This is a genomic window from Streptomyces sp. NPDC059169 (assembly GCF_042755225.1).
Taxonomy (GTDB): domain Bacteria; phylum Actinomycetota; class Actinomycetes; order Streptomycetales; family Streptomycetaceae; genus Streptomyces.
Window position 1 is genome coordinate 31301 of sequence record NZ_JBHZCF010000024.1, and the last position, 17631, is coordinate 48931.

Annotated in this window: 11 protein-coding genes, 1 pseudogene and 1 riboswitch; of the genes and pseudogenes, 5 read left to right on the plus strand and 7 right to left on the minus strand. The window is 71.5% G+C overall.

All coding sequences use genetic code 11. The annotated features are described in order from the left end of the window. Nucleotides 1-256 precede the first annotated feature (256 nt). A complete protein-coding gene (metE, locus tag ACFXOM_RS32350; RefSeq protein WP_385040854.1) occupies nt 257-2575 on the minus strand; it encodes a 5-methyltetrahydropteroyltriglutamate--homocysteine S-methyltransferase in 2319 nt (772 codons plus the stop codon). A gap of 186 nt (nt 2576-2761) precedes the next feature. After that, nucleotides 2762-2981: riboswitch (cobalamin riboswitch) on the minus strand. Nucleotides 2982-3413: 432 nt separating this feature from the next. Here metE and ACFXOM_RS32355 point away from each other — a divergent pair. Next, nucleotides 3414-3825, plus strand: a pseudogene (locus tag ACFXOM_RS32355) (short-chain fatty acyl-CoA regulator family protein); the annotation flags it as partial. A gap of 66 nt (nt 3826-3891) precedes the next feature. Here ACFXOM_RS32355 and ACFXOM_RS32360 read toward each other — a convergent pair. Then, nucleotides 3892-5079 carry a PucR family transcriptional regulator gene (locus tag ACFXOM_RS32360; RefSeq protein ID WP_384928897.1) on the minus strand — a complete coding sequence of 396 codons (1188 nt, stop codon included), beginning with the start codon at nt 5077-5079 and terminating at the stop codon, nt 3892-3894. Between the two features lie 283 nt (nt 5080-5362). Here ACFXOM_RS32360 and ACFXOM_RS32365 point away from each other — a divergent pair, with 283 nt between their 5' ends. Genes ACFXOM_RS32365 through ACFXOM_RS32375 form a run of 3 tightly spaced genes read left to right on the plus strand, consistent with a single transcriptional unit; the run spans nt 5363 to nt 10205 of the window. Further along, nucleotides 5363-6922, plus strand: coding sequence for a GMC family oxidoreductase (locus tag ACFXOM_RS32365; RefSeq protein WP_384928895.1), 1560 nt, complete (start codon nt 5363-5365; stop codon nt 6920-6922). Beyond that, the gene (locus tag ACFXOM_RS32370) at nt 6919-8628 is read left to right on the plus strand and encodes an aldehyde dehydrogenase family protein (protein WP_384928892.1); all 1710 of its coding nucleotides are present in this window, start codon (nt 6919-6921) and stop codon (nt 8626-8628) included. Before ACFXOM_RS32365 ends, ACFXOM_RS32370 begins: the two co-directional genes overlap by 4 nt. 20 nt (nt 8629-8648) lie before the next feature. After that, entirely contained in the window at nt 8649-10205 is a 1557-nt protein-coding gene (locus ACFXOM_RS32375) for a long-chain fatty acid--CoA ligase (protein WP_385040857.1), read from the plus strand. Nucleotides 10206-10362: 157 nt separating this feature from the next. Here the strand turns inward: ACFXOM_RS32375 and ACFXOM_RS32380 are convergent, their stop codons facing one another. From ACFXOM_RS32380 to ACFXOM_RS32400, 5 genes are all read right to left on the minus strand, one after another. Beyond that, on the minus strand, nt 10363-11652 hold the full coding sequence (locus ACFXOM_RS32380) for a sugar ABC transporter permease (protein WP_384928887.1): 1290 nt from the start codon (nt 11650-11652) through the stop codon (nt 10363-10365). After that, nucleotides 11649-12434: an ATP-binding cassette domain-containing protein gene (locus ACFXOM_RS32385; RefSeq protein ID WP_384928884.1), complete on the minus strand. Its 786-nt coding sequence runs from the start codon at nt 12432-12434 to the stop codon at nt 11649-11651. Before ACFXOM_RS32385 ends, ACFXOM_RS32380 begins: the two co-directional genes overlap by 4 nt. Before the next feature lie 40 nt (nt 12435-12474). After that, complete coding sequence (locus ACFXOM_RS32390; protein ID WP_385040860.1) at nt 12475-13572, minus strand: sugar ABC transporter substrate-binding protein; 1098 nt, start codon at nt 13570-13572, stop codon at nt 12475-12477. Nucleotides 13573-13722: 150 nt separating this feature from the next. After that, nucleotides 13723-14859 (minus strand): MFS transporter, encoded by a 1137-nt coding sequence (locus ACFXOM_RS32395; protein ID WP_385040922.1) that lies wholly within the window; start codon nt 14857-14859, stop codon nt 13723-13725. A 240-nt stretch (nt 14860-15099) separates the two neighbouring features. Then, nucleotides 15100-15540, minus strand: a complete 441-nt coding sequence (locus tag ACFXOM_RS32400; RefSeq protein ID WP_384928879.1) for a hypothetical protein — start codon at nt 15538-15540, stop codon at nt 15100-15102. A 641-nt stretch (nt 15541-16181) separates the two neighbouring features. Between ACFXOM_RS32400 and ACFXOM_RS32405 the strand changes: the two genes are divergently transcribed. Next, nucleotides 16182-17429 carry an NAD(P)/FAD-dependent oxidoreductase gene (locus ACFXOM_RS32405; RefSeq protein ID WP_385040863.1) on the plus strand — a complete coding sequence of 416 codons (1248 nt, stop codon included), beginning with the start codon at nt 16182-16184 and terminating at the stop codon, nt 17427-17429. Nucleotides 17430-17631: the final 202 nt, after the last annotated feature.

A 17631-nucleotide genomic window follows, 5' to 3' on the forward strand; every position in this document is an offset into this window, starting at 1 on the left:
ACGGTCGTCGCGGCACTCGGGCGCGGGGGAGGGGCGGTCGGCCGGCCTCCTTGCGCCGGCCGACCGCCGTGAACGCGGTCGGGTCCTGCGTGCGGTACCCCTGGGACATGGTCCTGCCGTGGCCGTGGCCGTGGCCGTGGGCAGGGCACGGAGCGCAAAACCCCGTCACCGGAGTCGTTTCGGTGCGTCCCGGTGCGCGCAGGGTGGGGAGTCCGGGAGCGGCACCCCACCCTGCGCGTCGTGCTGGCCGGCGCCGTCAGGAAGCCGAGAGCTCCTCACGGACCGTACGGGCGGCCGCGACCACGTTCTCCAGTGCGGCACGGGTCTCGAGCCAGCCGCGCGTCTTCAGCCCGCAATCGGGGTTCACCCACAGCCGCTCCGGTGGGATGGCCTCCAGACCGGTGCGCAGCAGTGCGGCCGCCTCCTCCGCGCTCGGCACCCGTGGGGAGTGGATGTCGTACACCCCGGGGCCCGCCTCACGCGGGTATCCGTGGGCGGCCAGTTCCCTGGCGACCTGCATGTGGGAACGCGCGGCCTCCAGGCTGATGACGTCGGCGTCGAGTTCGTCGATGGCCTGGACGACGTCGCCGAACTCCGCGTAGCACATGTGGGTGTGGATCTGCGTGTCCGGGCGTACCCCGCTGGTCGAGAGCCGGAACGCCTCCGTCGCCCAGTCCAGGTAGGCGGGGCGGTCCGCGGCGCGCAGCGGCAGGGTCTCGCGCAGTGCGGGCTCATCGACCTGGATGACGGACGTGCCCGCCGCCTCCAGGTCGGCGACCTCGTCGCACAGGGCCAGGGCGACCTGTCGGGCGGTCACGGCGGCGGGCTGGTCGTCACGGACGAAGGACCAGGCCAGCATGGTTACCGGGCCGGTCAACATGCCCTTGACCGGGCGCGCCGTGAGGGACTGGGCGAAGGCCGTCCATCGGACCGTCATCGCCTCGGGGCGGGAGACGTCTCCCGCGAGGATCGGCGGGCGGACGTACCGGGTGCCGTAGGACTGCACCCAGCCGTGCTGTGTGGCGAGATAGCCCGCCAGCTGCTCGGCGAAGTACTGGACCATGTCGTTGCGTTCGGGCTCGCCGTGCACCAGGACGTCGATGCCGGTCTTCTCCTGGAAGGAGATCACCTCCTTGATCTCGTTCCTGACGCGCTCCTCGTAGCCGGTGGTGTCGAGCCGCCCGGCCCTCAGATCAGCCCGTGCGGTGCGCAGTTCACTCGTCTGCGGGAACGAGCCGATGGTCGTGGTGGGAAGCAACGGCAGGCCGAGGTGGGCCCGTTGGGCCGCGGACCGCTCGGCGTAGCCCTGGGAACGGCGGGCGTCGGCGTCCGTGATGGCCGCGGTACGGGCGCGCACGGCGGGATCGTGGGTGATGGCCGATGCGGAGCGGGACGCCAGGTCCGCGCGGTTCGCGGCGAGTTCGGCAGCGATGGCGTCCGTGCCCTTGGCCAGTCCCTTGGCGAGGGTGACGGTCTCCACGACCTTCTGCCGGGCGAACGCCAGCCAGCGCAGGATCTGCTGGTCGATGTCCCGTTCGCTCGTTGCGTCGAGCGGTACGTGCAGCAGCGAACACGAGGCGGAGACGTCCACGCGGTCGGCCAGGCCCAGCAGTGTGCCGAGCACCGCAAGGGACTTCGCCAGGTCGTTGACCCAGATGTTGCGCCCGTTGACCACGCCGGCGACGAGTCGCTTGCCGGGCAGCCCGCCGACGGTGGCGAGCCCCTCCAGGTTCGCGGCGGCGGCTTCGGTGAAGTCCAGGGCGAGCCCGTCGACCGGGGCTTTGGCCAGCAGCGGAAGGGCGTCGCCGAGCCGGTCGAAGTAGGAGGCGATCAGCAGCTTCGGCCGGTCGGCAAGGGAACCGAGCCCGTGGTAGGCACGCTCGGCGGCGTGCAGTTCCGCTGGGGTGCGGTCCTGCACGAGGGCCGGCTCGTCCAGCTGTACCCATGCGGCGCCGGCCGCGCGCAGATCGGCGAGGACCTCGGCGTACACGGGCAGCAGCCGGTCGAGCAGGGTGAGCGGGTCGAAGTTCGCGGGCACGCCGGGAGCCGGTTTGGCGAGCAGGAGGTAGGTGACCGGGCCGACGAGGACGGGCCGGGCGGAAAGGCCAAGCGCCAATGCCTCCTCGAGTTCCGCGAGTTGCTTGGTCGGGTCGGCGGCGAAGACGGTGTCGGGACCCAGCTCGGGCACCAGGTAGTGGTAGTTGGTGTCGAACCACTTGGTCATTTCCAGCGGCGCCACGTCCTGGGTGCCGCGTGCCATGGCGAAGTACCCGTCCAGACCGTCGGCGGCGACGGCGGCCCGGTGGCGTTCGGGAACCGCGCCGACCATGACCGTGGTGTCGAGGACGTGGTCGTAGTACGAGAAGTCGCCCGTCGGTACTTCGTGGATGCCGGCGTCTGCCAGGTGCTGCCAGTGGGCCCGGCGCAGGTCGGCGGCGGTGGTGTGGAGGGCATCGGCGGCGACCCGGCCCTTCCAGTAGCCCTCGATCGCCCTCTTCAGCTCCCTGTTGCGCCCCTGGCGGGGGTAGCCGTACACGGTGGCCCGTGCCGGAGTGGCTGCGGACGTGGTGGTCACGGAGATCTCCTTCGCGAGATGAATCCCTGAGATCCCGGGTACGGGACGAGAGCGCGAAGGGTGACGGACCGGACGGTGCGACCTCGCGCGTGAAGCGCGGTCGTCCGCCTGGTACGTACTGCCCCCGGACGTCGTCCGGGGGACCACCGACCGCCCTCGAGGTCACCGGGATGTCCGCGCACGACGGTCCGTGCGCGGGCAGCGGGCAGGTCTTCGGACTCGCGGGCACGTCCTCACGGGGGAGGACACCTAGTGGCCGTCGCTTCCCAGGCCCGGCCGGGCCCAGTGCGTATGACGGCGGTCGTTCCCGCTCACCGCTGCGGGGCAGTCCCGGATTCCCACCGGGTTCCCTCTTGCGACGCATCCCGTCTGGAGGACGGGGCGAACCAGCTGCGCGGACCAGCCTACGGGGCGATGCCACGCTCCGGGGAGCCGTGTCCGCCATGCGGATGGCCCGCGTGGGACGTGCGGGCAGACGAACGCGTCGGTGCGGGAAGCGCGAGGACGGCGCTTCCCGCACCGCGCCGGGTGCCGGCCCCTCAGCCGGCGCCCGACCGGGCCCCCTCGGCCCGGTCGGCCGCGCCCCCTCGGCCCAGCCTCCCGGTCTGCAGGCCCGGCTGCCCGGTTTTCGGGTCGGCCGGCCCCCGCCCGGAGAGGCGGCCGGACCGACCGGTTGCCCGGCCGGGTGGCTAGTGGAACTGCTCCTCCTCGGTGGAGCCGGTGAGCGCCGTGGTCGAGGGAGGCCGGGTTGACGGCGGTGGAGACGAGGTCGAAGTAGCCGGTGCCGACTTCGCGCTGGTGCCTGACCGCGGTGAGAAGCCGTCCGCGCGCAGTACCCCGACAGTCGGCGACCGGCTGCCACTTCTCGCGAGGCGGGGGCACCTGCCCCTTGTGGAACGTCTACGAGGCGTTCGCCGCGCCGGGGACGGATCCACGTCCAGATCGCCGCGATGCCCGACGGGCAGCGCTGCCTGTGGACCGCGCGTGCCGTCACCCGCCACCGCGGCGGCTGGGTGGAACCGGGCAAGACCTAGGCCATCGGGCTGGGGTGCGAGATCCGGCACGCGCACCGGCTCGTGTACGCGGACGGGCTGGACCTCGCGAGCGCCTCGGCCGCCACTCCGATCGGCATGGGCTGCCGCGTGTGCGAACGGCTCGACTGTCCCCAACGCGCCGTCCCGCCCCTCGGCCGCCGTCTGAGGATCGACCGGAACACCGGCACCTTCGTCCCGTATCCCACGCATCCCCCAGGCCGTGCAGGGGCGGGTCGCTCCTGGAAGGGATCTCCGCTGCCGTGCCGACGGCGTCAACGGCCGTCAGGGCGGTGGAGCAAGGCCGTTCAACCGGACGGCCTGGAGGGCGAAGTACAACTCTGCGGACGCCCCGGCGTCCGTGGTGCGTCGCCCGGTCAGTTCGGCGACGCGGTTGAGGCGGTAGCGGACCGTGTTGCGGTGGCAGTGCAGGCGCCGGGCCGCCACCGTCGTCGAACCGCCGCTGACGAACCACGCGTGGAGCGTCTCCAACAGCGTGTCCCGCTCGGCGCTCGGCTCCGATAACAGCGGACCCAGCACGGCGTGGGCGACCTCCTGTGCCACGTCGGGTGAGGCGGCTGAGAGGAGGGAGACCGGTGAGCTGCCGTAGACGTGCGCGCCGCGCGCACCGAGCGGCAGGCACCGGACGGCCAGCTGCGCCTGGCGCCGCGCCGTGGGTGCGTCCACCGGGGAGGCGAAGGGTCGGCTCACGCCGACGCGGGACTCGGTGACGTCCGCCAGCAGGTCGACCGCCGGACCACTCGTCTGCTCGCCGGGAAGCGCCAGCAGTCCCACCCACACGCCCACCTGTCGGACCCACTCGGCACCGACACCTGCAGCACGCAGCCGGTACCCGAGGCCGGGCAACGGCTCCGCGTGGTCCTGGGTTTCCGCGCAGACCACGAGGAACGGTCCCTTGCCGTCGAGGTCCAGCAGGCGGGTGATCTCCGAGGCGCGGCCGACGGTGCCGGCCCTGCCGTCGAGGAGCGTCGTGAGCATCGCGCTCCGTGCCGCGGCGTCCCGCCGTGCCCGCTCCTCGACGGCCGCCCGGTAGGCATCGGCGGCCGCGCCGGAGTAGTCGTCGATCGCCGCCCAGACGTCGGAAGCCGTGTGCAGCAACTGGTTGGTGCTCTCCTCGTCCACGGCGACCGTGAGGAGCCGGTCCCAGATGAAGCGACCGGCGAGGCGGTAGGCGTGCAGGAGTGCGGCGAGCGGAATGCCCTGCTCGGCCTTGAGGCGTCCGGCCGCCCTGGGTGCTTCGAGGGTCGTCGGCCTGCCCTGAAGTGCCGTGAGCAGGGTGTGCAGGTTGTCGTGGACGGTCGTGCGCAACTGGTGGCGGTCGAGCAGTGCTTCCGCGTACGAATGCTCGCCGCCGACGATTCTGTCCGTCAACTCGTCGGCGAGACGGTCCACTTCGGTCAGGAGGCGACCGACCAGCTCGACCACGCGGTCGCCCCCCAGCTGTGTCGTCACGTCCGGATTCTAGACCCGCGCCCGGTTGTGCACGGGCACAAACCGCGGCTCTCCATTCAGGCCCCCTGCCTATGGCCCAACCGGGAATCGGACGATGGAATCACCGGCAGAGTGTTTCACCGAGGTACCGCATGGGAAGTTCGGCACCGGCCGTGGCCGACCGAGAGGCCCTCGCGACCAGCGGGCAGCCCACCCGAGGGTGGGCGTCGTGCGGTGGCCGCGCACGGCGAGCGACGCACCCCTGCACCGGACCCCGGGCTGCCGAAGGACCTACGGAGGTCGCATGAACACCTACGACTACGTCATCGTCGGGGCCGGGTCCGCAGGCTGCGTGCTCGCAGCGCGACTCACCGAGGACCCGGACGTCCGCGTGGCGCTGGTCGAGGCGGGCGGACCCGACTCCGCCCAGGAGATCCACGTTCCCGCCGCGTTCGCCCAGTTGTTCAAGGGGTCCCTCGATTGGGACCTCGACACCGAGCCCGAGCCCGGCCTCGACGGGCGCCGCGCGTATCTGCCCCGTGGCAGGGTGCTCGGCGGCACCAGCTCCATGAACGCGATGATCTACATGCGCGGCAACCGGGCCGACTACGACGGTTGGGCCGCTGCCGGTGCCACCGGATGGTCGTACGCCGACGTCCTGCCCTACTTCCTGCGGTCCGAGGACAACGAACGCGGCGCGGACGCCTTCCACGCCGCCGGCGGACCCCTGACCGTCAGCGACGGCCGGTCCAACCACCAACTGGCCGACGCCTTCGTCGAAGCCGCGGTGAAGGCCGGACACCCGCACAACGACGACTTCAACGCGGAGAGTCAGTTCGGTGTCGGCCGGTACCAACTGACCCAGCGCGACGGCATGCGCTGCAGCAACGCCGTGGCGTTCCTCCACCCCGCCAGGGAACGGACGAACCTGTCCGTGCTGACCGCGACCCGAGCGCACCGGGTGGTGGTCGAGCGGGGACGGGCCCGTGCGGTCGAGGTGTCCCGCGGGGGAGCGGTGGAGGTCATCCGCGCCGAGCGCGAGGTGATCCTCAGTGCGGGTACGTATGAGTCGCCCAAACTGCTGATGCTGTCCGGGATCGGTCCGGCCGGGCCGCTGTCCGCGTTCGGCATCGAGACGGTGGCCGACCTCCCCGTCGGGGAGGGACTGCAGGACCACTTCATGGCGCTGCTGAACTACCGCACCGGAGTGGAGTCGTTGATGACCGCCGCGACGGCGCACAACGCGGCCCTGCTGCAGGGCGAGGGCCGCGGGCCGCTCAGTTCCAACATCGGCGAAGCCGGAGGATTCTTCCGCTCCCGTGACGGACTCGAGGCCCCGGACGTCCAGTTCCACATGGCACCGGTGCTGTTCCACCAGGACGGACTCGGCCCCGTGACCGAGCACGGGTTCTCGCTCGGCCCCTGCGTGCTGGCACCGACCAGCAGGGGAGCGGTGACCCTGCGGTCGGCCCGCCCGGACGCCGCACCACGCATCGTGCACAACTACCTCACGACCGCTGAGGACCGCGCGTGCATCGTCGCCGGCGTACGGATCGCCCTGGACATCGTCCGCCAGTCGCCCCTGGCCGACGCCGTGTCAGAACCGTTCGACGCGCCATCCGCGGACTCGGACGATGTCGGGCTGCTCGCCTGGGCGAAGCGGTCGGGCATGACGTTGTTCCACCCGACGTCGACGTGTGCGATCGGTTCGGTGGTCGATCCGGACCTGCGTGTCCTGGGCGTGGAGGGCCTCCGGGTCGTCGACGCCTCGGTGTTCCCGTCCGTACCGCGGGGCAACACCAACGCCCCGACCGTCATGGCGGCTGAGAAGGCAGCCGACCTCATCAAGGAGAGTGCCCGGTGACGGCGCGCGTTCCGGACCGTGCGGCGGCGGACCTCGACCGCGCCGTGGGCGAGGTGGTCCGCGGGGAGGAGACCTGGGCGTCCTGCGGCCTGGCGGAGCGCAGGGAACTCTTGGAGAAGGTGCACGCGGCGACCGCGAACTGGTCCGAGGTCTGGGTACGCGCAGCGGCCGCGTACAAGGGACTCCCGGCGGACAGCCCCCTCATCGGTGAGGAGTGGACCTCCGGGCCATACCCGGTGTTGACCGGGACGGCCGCGCTCGCGGCGAGCGTCCGCGCCTTGGAGGAGGGCCGCAGCCCGGTCGACGGCTTCACGCTCGGGCGCGCCCCCGGCGGCCGGGTCGCCGTGCGGGTCCTTCCGCACGGCATCTACGACCGGTTGCTGCTGGGCGGGTTCAGCGCGGAGGTGTGGATGCCGCCGGGGGTGAGTGCCGAGACGGTGCGCCGCCGCGCGGGACTCGCCCTGAGACAGCCGGCCCGGACGTCGGGCGTCGGCGTGGTGCTCGGCGCCGGCAACATCACCTCGATCCCCGTGCTGGACGTGCTGTACGAGCTGTACGCCCGCAACCGGGTCGTCGTGCTGAAGCTCAATCCGGTCACCGACGGGCTGTACGACGTCTTCAGCAACGTACTGGGGCCGCTGATCGAGATCGGAGCCGTGCGCATCGTGACCGGCGGCGCGGAAGCCGGGGGCCACCTCGTGCACCACCCTGCGGTCGGCCACGTGCACATGACCGGAAGCGCCCGGACGCACGACGCGATCGTCTTCGGGACGGGTGCCCAGGGCGCAGCCCGCAAGCGGGACGGCAAGCCGCTGCTGGACAAGGACATCACCAGCGAGCTGGGCGGAGTGTCGCCGACCATCGTGGTACCGGGCAACTGGTCCGATGCCGACCTGCGGTTCCAGGCCGAGCACGTGGCCACGCACCGGCTGCACAACGGCGGCTACAACTGCGTCGCGGGCCAGGTCGTCGTGGTCGGCTCCGACTGGCCGCAGAAGGAGCGGTTCCTCAGCCATCTGCGCGCGGTGCTCGCCGAGGCGCCCGGGCGCACCGCCTACTACCCCGGCAGCGCCCAGCGGGTGCAGCAGGCGCTCGACGCCTTCCCCGGCGCCGAACGATTCGGCCAGAGGGTCCTCGTCGAGGGGATCGACCCGCAAGAGCCCGGGCCGATGCTGACCACCGAGTACTTCGCGCCCGTGCTCGGCGTCACGGAACTGCCGGGCGACGCCCGGGCCTTCCTGGACGCGGCGGTGGACCTGGCCAACGAGCGGTTCGCCGGCACCCTCGGCGTGAACCTCATCGCTGCTCCCCGCACCCTCGCGGACCTCGGTCCGGCCGTCGACCTCGCGATCGCCGAACTGCGCTACGGAACGGTGGCGCTGAACGCCTGGACCGGGGTCGGCTACCTCACCGCCAACGCGAGCTGGGGGGCCTTCCCCGGGCACACCGTCGACGACGTGCAGAGCGGGATCGGCGTCGTGCACAACGCCGTTCTCCTCGACGGACCCGAACGCACCGTGGTGCGCGGTCCGTTCCGCCCGGCGCCCCGGTCGGTCCTGCACGGGGAGCCGTCCCTGACCCCGAAGCCACCGTGGTTCGTCACCAACCGCACCGCGGCGACCACGGGGCGACGGCTCACCGACTTCGCAGCGGCACCCCGCTGGTCGGCGCTGCCGAAGATCTTCGCGTCCGCGCTGCGCGGCTGACACCGACACGGGAGACTCGCATGCTCAACCTGGCCGTCGTCCTCGAACACACCGCACGGGAACATCCCGACCGTGACGCCCTGGTCCTGGGCGGGACCCGGCTGTCGTACGCCCAGGTGGACGCCGAAGCCAACCGGATCGCAAGCGCCCTGATCGCCCACGGCGTCGGCCGCGGCGACCGGGTGGCGCTCAGCTGCCCCAACCTGCCCCACTTCGCCGTCGTCTACTTCGGCATCCTGAAGGCCGGCGCCGTGGTCGTGCCACTCAACATCCTGCTCACGGACCGCGAGATCGCATACCACCTGGAGGATTCCGCGGCCAAAGCGTACTTCTGCTTCGAGGGAACGGACGAGTTGCCCATGGGCGCGTCCGGTCGCTCCGCCTTCGAAGCGGTCCCCGGGTGCGAGCACTTCGTCCTGATCACCTCGGACCGGACGGCTGCCGCACCGGTCCCCGGCGTACCGACGCTCGCGGAGTTCACCCACGGCAGGCCGTCCGGTTCCTCGACCGTCGCGACCGGTGAGGGCGACACCGCGGTCGTCCTCTACACGAGCGGGACCACCGGTCGTCCCAAGGGGGCGCAGCTGACGCACAGCAACATGGTGCAGAACGCCCTCCTCGCGAACGGCCTGTTCGGGATGGAGCCGCACGACGTCCATCTGCTGGTGCTCCCCATGTTCCACTCCTTCGGCCAGACGGTGCAGCTCAACGCGGCGTTCGCGAGCGGTGCGACGATCGTGCTGCTGCCCCGCTTCGAGGCCGGCGCCGCACTCGAGGCGATGGAACGCGAGAACGTCACGTTCTTCGCGGGCGTGCCGACCATGTACTGGAGCCTGCTCGCCTACGAGGGCGCGGACCGCCATGACCTGGGGGCGATCACCCGGAACCTGCGGATGAGCGTGTGCGGCGGCTCGCCCCTGCCGGTCGAGGTGCTCAGGCAGTTCGAGGAACGCTTCAACGTGCCGATCCTCGAAGGGTACGGGCTGTCCGAGACCAGCCCGATCGCCACGTTCAACCGCAGGGACCGGCCCCGGCGGCCCGGCTCGGTGGGGCTCCCCGTCTGGGGCGTCGAGGTGGAGGTCGTCCGTGAGGACGGAACGCGGTGCGCCGCTGAGGAACCCGGCGAGATCTGCGTCCGCGGCCACAACGTGATGAAGGGCTACCTCAACCGGTCCGAGGCGACGGCCGAGGCGATCGACGCGGACGGTTGGTTCCACACCGGAGACGTGGGCAGGTGGGACGCGGACGGCTACCTCTACATCGTCGACCGCACCAAGGACCTGATCATCCGGGGCGGATTCAACGTCTACCCCCGCGAGGTGGAGGAGGTGCTGCTTACGCACCCCGACATCAGCCTCGCGGCGGTGGTCGGCGTTCCGCACGAGAGCCACGGGGAGGAGGTCAAGGCGTACGTCATCCGCAAGCCGGGGGCGACCGTCACCGAGGAGGACCTCGTCGCCTGGTGCAAGCGCAGCATGGCCGGCTACAAGTACCCGCGGATCGTCGAATTCCGTGACGCCCTGCCGATGACGGCGACCGGGAAGATCTTGAAGCGGGAACTGGTGACGCAGCCGTAACCGCCGTGGCGGCGCGAGGACCGGTCGGCCCGGCGCCCGGGCGCGGGTTTGGGGCGAAGGCGACCGGCCTGGTCGATGCGGGCCGTGCACCGCGAGCGCCGACCCTCTCGGCCCGCCCACCCTCGTCCGCTCGTCCCTCTCGCCGTCCGCGCACTGGTCAGGCTCTGCCGTGGGCCTTTTGGGAGCGGCGCGACAGCGAGTCGAGGGCCACGGCCGCCAACAGCACGCCCGCGGTGATCACGGACTGCATCGGCGTCGGAATGCCGAGGAGGACCATCCCCGAGGCGATCGACTGGATGACGAGCATGCCGAGCACGACGGACCAGGTCGTACCACGGCCGCCGAACAGGCTGACACCACCGATGACGGCCGCGGCGACGGCGTTGATCAGCAGGATGACGGAGCCGGACGTCTGGCCCACGGCGGCGACGCGCGAAGCCAGGAAGAGCCCGCCGACAGCGGCCAGGGTCCCCGACATCATGAACGCCGTGATGCGCAGCCACACGACGTTGATGCCCGCTCGACGCGCCGCCTCGGCACCGCCGCCGATGGAGAAGATCTTGCGCCCGTAGAACGTGCGGCGCAGCACGAAGTTGAGGACGACGACGAACAACAGGAAGACGAGGACCGCGAGGGGGAGGCCCTCGAACCGGTTCAGCACGTACGCGGCGCCGAACGCGACCACCGCCACCGCACCCGTGCGCACCGCGACGACGCCGAGCGGCCGCGACGGCACGCCGGCGGCCCGGCGACGACTCGTGTCACGGTAGGACGCGACGAGGAACCCGGCCACACTGAGTGCGGCCAGGCTGTACGCCACCGCCGGGTTGTGGAAGTAGTAGCTGGTCAGTGCGGGGACCAGACCCACCTCGTGGAGGTTGATGGTGCCGCTCGCGCCCAGGATGTAGAGCATGAGGCCCCTCCAGGCCAGCAGGCCCGCCAGGGTGACGACGAACGCGGGCACCCCGATCCTGGCCGAGAAGAATCCCTGCACCGCCCCGATCGCCGCTCCGGCGAGCAGGGCAGCGGTGATCGCGAGCCATTCCGGCAACCCTTCGTTCACGTTCAGCACGGCGAACACCGCCGCCGTGAAACCGCTGACGGCTCCGACGGACAGGTCGACCTCGCCGATCAGCAGGACGAAGACGATGCCCAGGGCGATCATGCCCGTGCCGACGATGTCGATGCTGAGGTTGGAGAGGTTGCGGGGGGACATGAACTGGGGGTGGAGGCTCTGGAAGATCGTCCAGATCAGGATGACGGCGACGATGCCGGGGATCGCACCGAGCTCGCCGCTGCGCAGCTTGACCGTGAAGTCCTTGGCGTAACTCCGGAAATCGCCTGCTTCCGGTGGCCGCCGCCGGTCTCCCGCAGGGGCCGCGGACCGTACCGAACCGCTCCCCGCTCTGCTGACCCCGGCGCTCTCCGACGTGCGTGTCCTCTTCACGGTGCCCCCTCCCACGCCCGGGTCCTCCGGTGGCTGACGGCATTGTCGGTGGCGCCCGTGATGGAGGAGACGATCTGCTCCTGCGATGTGGTCGGTACGCTGAAGAAGCCGTTGTTGCGACCGAGGTGCAGCACCGCCACCTGGTCCGCGACGGCCTTGACGTCCCCCAGGTTGTGGCTGACCAGGAGCACGCCCACCCCTCGCTCCCTGAGCTGCTCGATCAGGTCGAGGAAGTGCGTGGCCTGCCGGACGCCCAGCGCCGCGGTCGGCTCGTCGAGGATCAGCAGCCGCGGTTCGCTCAGCAGGGCGCGCGCGATCGCGACCGTCTGGCGCTGGCCCGCCGAGAGCGAGGCGACGGGGACGCGGACGCTCGGGATCTGGATCGAGAGGGTGTCCAGGAGGTCCAGCTCCCGGGCCCGACGTTCCATGGACACCTCGTCGAGGATCCCCGTCCTGCCGATCTCGTGGCCGAGGAAGAGGTTGCCGACGACATCGAGGGTTTCGCACAACGCGAGGTCCTGGTAGACGCTGGCGATGCCCAGGGCCTGTGCGTCGCGGGGGCGGGTGATCCGGACGGGACCGCCGTCCCACTTGATGACGCCCTCGTCGGCGGGGGCGGCGCCGGTGATCACTTTGACGAGGGTGGACTTGCCCGCACCGTTGTCGCCGACCAGGGCGACGACCTCGCCGGCGTGGATGTCCAGCTCCACGTCCGCGAGTGCCCAGACCGCGCCGAACCGCTTGCTGATTCCGCGCAGTGCCAGCAGAGGTGTTCCGGTCACATCATCCACCTCCTTGCCGTCCGCCTGCCCGCTCGGGCACCTACTCGATGAGTCCGGCCTTCCGGCAGGCCGCTGCGACCGTCGGGATGCAGATCTGATCGACCGTGTAGAGGCCGCTCTTGACGACCGTCTCCTCGACCGTGTCCGCGGTGACCGCAACCAGGGGGCCGAGGACGGCGGGGATGTCCTTGTCCGTGCCGTTGCTGACGCGGTCCGTCGCGATGGTGTCGAGTTCCTCGCCCCGGCCCAGCGCGACGGCCATGCGGGCGGCCGCCTCTGCCTCCGCCTCGAAGGACTTGTAGACCGTGACGTACTGGTCGCCCTTGACGATCCGCCGGATCGCCGAGAGGTCCGCGTCCTGACCGGTGACGGGAGGCAGCGGTGTGGTTCCGGCGGCTCTGAGGGCGGTCACCACGCCGCCCGCGAGCCCGTCGTTGGCCGAGAGCACGCCGTCGATCGTGCCCGCACCGAGCTCGGCGATGGCGGCGGACATGTTCCTGAAGGCGTTCTCCGGGATCCACTCTGCGGTGTAGTAGGACCTGGCGATCTTCACCTTTCCCTTCAGCACGGAGAGGGCGCCCTCCCTCAGGTCCCTCGTGTTGGGGTCGGTGGGGTCGCCGTTCATCATCACGACCTGGCCGCCGTGCGCCTTGGGACCCATGGCCTTGAGCAACTGCTGCGCCTGGATCTTTCCGATCTCCACGGAGTCGTAGCTGGAGTACGCCGAGATGGGCCCCTGCGCGAGGCGGTCGTAGGAGACGACCGGAACGTGGGCGTCGCGGGCGCGGGTGATGGAGGAGCGCAGGGCCTTGTCGTCGACGGGGTCCAGGATCAGCACCTTCGCACCGTTGGCGATCATGGACTCGATCTGCTGCTGCTGTGTGGCCACGTCAGCGGACGCGTAGGCGTGGGTGACCCGGCAGGCCGGGCACAGCGCCTTGACCTCCTTCACGATCAGAGGCTTGTCGGCGGTCGCCCAGCGGGCCGTGTGGGTGTCGGGAAGGAGGAGTCCGACGGTGAAACCGCCCCCGCTGGACGAGCCGTCACCCGGAGCGTCGGCCGTTCCGCAAGCGGCGGGAGCAGCGAGCACGGAGATCGCCGCCGCCGTGACGACGGCCCGGCGTGGAACGCGCTTCATCCGATCTTCCGGGAACGCCGCCGGTGGTCGTGCACCGTCGGGAGTCGAACTGACATAACTCCTAATGTATGGGAAAAGGGGGCGTCGCGGCTGAAGGGGCACCGGAGGCGGCGGTGCCGAGGGCCGCTCCCGAACGTCCGGGGCGGTGTCTCAAGGGCGCTGGACGACCCCCGCAGGCCGGTGCCGGGCGGCGTAGGTGCCCGCCCCGGCGGCGAGCAGCATCACGCAGCAGGTGAAGATCAGCCCGGCCTCGCGCAGCCCGAGCCACGTGGCCAGGGCACCCACCCCGACCACGGGCAGGGAGATCCCGCAGTAGGCGACGACGAAGAACGCGGAAATGGTGCTTCCGCGGTGTTGCGCCGGTGCGGCGTCACTGATCAGGGTGAGCGCCCCGCGGAAGGCCAGCCCCTGACCGCTGCCTCCGCACAGCGCACCCAGGACCAACAGCGGCAGCGATTCGGTCACCAGCGACGACGCCACCAGGAACAGCCCCACGATCAGGACGCCGCAGCCCACCGGGAGCGCGGAGCGTGCGCCGATCCGCGGCGTCAAGGACTGCCCGACCGTGGAGGCGAGGAACACCGAGAACACCACCGCACCGGCCACGGCCAGGTTGTGCACGCCGAGCGTCTCCGCGGCGAAGCTCGGGGCGACCGCCGTGAACAGCCCGAGCAACGAGAAGCCCGCGAAGGCCGCCACGGCGGCGGGCGCGAACACCCCCTTCACCTCCGGCGGTACCGCGAGCCCCTGTGGCTTCAGAGGCGGCCACCGCTTCGGCTCCGCCACCGTCTCGGGGAGGAACCAGGTGATCGCACTGGCGAGGGTGACGAGTCCGAGGTGGACCCAGAACGGCAGCGCGAGGGGCCAGGGCGTGTACTGCGCGATGAGGCCCGAGATCAGAGGACCGCACCCCAGGCCGCCCATGTTCGCCGCCGTGGCGGCGAACCCCGCCCGGGCCTTGCGCCCCGGGGCCGCCAGCTCGATGACGGCGGCGGTCGCCGCGCCGCTGAGCAATCCGGCCGCACCCCCGGACAGCAGCCGTCCGGCGAAGAGCAGGGGCAGACCTCCTTCGAGGAGGAAGCACGCGGCGCTCGCCGCCGACAACCCCATGGCGCACAGGATCACGGGCCGCCGGCCGACCTCGTCCGAGTAATTGCCCACCAACAGCAGCACGGTGATGACCGCGACCGCGTACACCGCGAAGACCACGGTCACCATCAGCTCGGAGAAGCCGATCTGCTCCTGGTACAGCCCGTACAGCGCGGAGGGCAGGGTGGTCCCGGCCATCCCGATGGCGAAGACCAGGGCGGCGGCCAGGTATCCGGGCCGCTGGGCGGCTGCCGCCCCCGCGGTGTCCTTGCGGGCGATCACGCGCCTCCCCCTCCCCGTCCTCCCACGGACGTCCCTTCCCGCTCTTCGCCGGGCTGTTGCCCGGAGGGCGCCCGCGCCCGGGCACGCCGACGGTCGCGTGGGCCGCGGTGGCGGGCCCCACCGAATGGTCGGGCTTTCACCCGGGAGTGGAGTCGGTCAGTCCCAGAGGGTGTACGTCACGTCCCGGGCTACGTGCGCGGGCTTGTTGTCCGTGTACACGAGACGCAAACGGGTGAAGTGCTGCAGTTTCGGATGCTTGTTCCAGGTCTCGGGGCGGTCGAGCGTCACGGTGACGGGATAGGCGCGGAACTTGCCCGCGGCGCAGTAGGGCTGACAGTCGTTCACCATGTCGATCCCGCGGCCCACGGCCGTGGTCGGTCCCCAGGCGGACCACCGGAGCGCGGTGAGGCGGTTGTTGCCGTCGCCGCAGGCGAGCAGGAATTCACCGGGGCGCACCTGTGAATTCGAGAAACAGTCAACGGCCACCACGTCGTCGGTCGTCGATGGTGCCGCGGAAGCGGACGCCGGTACGACTCCTGCTGCGAGCGCTGCAGCGGCACACAGCGTCACCGCTGTCCTGAACGTGAATCCCTGCATGTCGGCTCCCCAGCTGCTCTCTTCTCGAGCCCAGGCGGCCCGTCTACACCTTGATGCGCCCCACGCGCCCGGTTCGGCGCGGCCGGAGCGTCGTCCTGCAGGTGCCCCTTTCGGCGCACGCTCCTGGGTTCGACGCTACGACCGTGCCTAGGGATGCACCACCCGTACGGGCGATCACCGAGCGGTGCCGGGAAGCCGGCGCCCCTGCGACGCCGCCGCTGCCCGCCTGGATCATCGCAGGAAACGAGCCGGAGGCGTGCGATCCGGTCCGGTCCGGATCGCCGTGCCGGGCCCGCCCGGCCGGATCGGTGCCGGTGCCCCCGGACGGTGGCGGACGCAAACCCACCCGGTGATGCACCGTAGTCGGTTGGACACCCTGCGCGGCATCAAGGGGTCCGGGGACCTGGTAGGGCGGACGCAGCCGAGCCGCCGCACGGGGGTGCCGCCTTCCCGAGCCCCGCCCGGCAGCGGCGTCCCGCGGACCTCCGGTGCCAACGGGCCCGTACGCGCCGCCCGCTCGGTCGATCGGCGGGACGGCGCATCCGTGGTGGTCCGTTCCGCGGAAAGACGTGACAACGGATGGAGAGCGGGGCAGTGCTGGGTGTTCCGCGTACCGGGCGACCCGAGGAAGGACGGTAGCGATGACCGCCGTACGGAACGGGTGCAGTGACGTGATTGTCGTGGGCGCCGGTCTCGCCGGTCTCGCCTGCGCCCTCGACCTGGCGGCCGCCGGCTGGGACGTCCGCGTGCTGGAGGCCTCGGACGGCGTCGGCGGCAGGATGCGCACGGACGCGCACCGCGGATTCCTGATGGACCGCGGGTTCCAGGTGTTCAACACGTCCTACCCACAGGTGAAGCGACGCCTGAGGCTGGCGGACCTCCGCCTGCGCCCGTTCACCCCCGGCGTGCTCGTGCACACTCCGGACGGCGGACGGGTGCGTTTCAGCGACCCGACCCGCCGGCCCGGGGACGCCGCGCGCCTCCTCGACGGGCGGCACGCCACGGTGCGTGACCTCACGGCCCTCGCCGCGCTGACGGCACGGGACACCCTCGTGCCGCCCCGGTGGCTCAAGCGACGGCCCGAGCACACGACACGCACCGAACTCGCCCGTGCCGGGCTGTCGGACAGAGCAGTGGACTCCTTCCTCCGCCCCTTCCTCGCGGGGGTCTTCCTGGAGGACGAACTGGAGACGTCGAGCCGCGTGTTCCACCTGGTGTGGCGCAGTTTCGTCCGCGGCAGCCTCACCCTCCCCGCCGGCGGAATCGGTGCCGTCCCCGGACAACTGGCGGCCGCGCTGCCGCCGGGCGGCGTGGAGTTGGCGACGCCTGTCGCGGCGGTCGCCGAGGGAGGTGTGGTGCTCGGCGACGGAAGCGTCCGTGAAGCCCGGGCGGTGGTCGTCGCCACGGACGCCGAGACCGCGTCGGTGCTCGTCCCCGAGCTCGCGGTGCCCCGGACGCGCACCGTCACGACGTACTACCACGCGGCCTCCGTGCCCCCGCTGCGGGAGCCGACCCTGCTCCTGGATGCGCGCCGGCGCTTCCTCAACACCTGTGTGCTGACGGAGGTCTCTTCGACCTACTCCACCGACGGGCGTGCACTCGTATCAACGTCGGTACTCGGGGAGGACGCGCCGGGCAGGGAGGCCGCGGTGCGCTCCGCGCTCTCCGAGGCGTATGCGGCAGCCACGGCGGACTGGGAGACCGTGGCGGCGTACACCGTGCCCGGGGCGCTGCCGGCGATGCCCCCACCGTGGCCGCTGACGCGTTCCGGCAGGGTGTCGGACGGGCTGTACGTGTGCGGCGACCACCGCGCCTCGGGTTCGGTCCAAGGAGCCATGGCCTCGGGAGCCCGTGCGGCCCGGGACGTCCTCGCGGCCCGTGGCCGGTGACCCGTCGACGCCGCAGGGGGAACGGTGTCACGGAGGACTCGGCCTTCGAGAGGTTGCCCGGCCTTCGAGAGATTGCCGCAGAAGTGCGCGCGCGACCCCCGTCGTCGTGCCACCGTTCATCGGACTGGTGGACGCATTCCTTCCGCGGGCGCACAGCCGTGCCGACGTCCCCTGACCGTGGATAGGTGTGCTCACCCGGAGC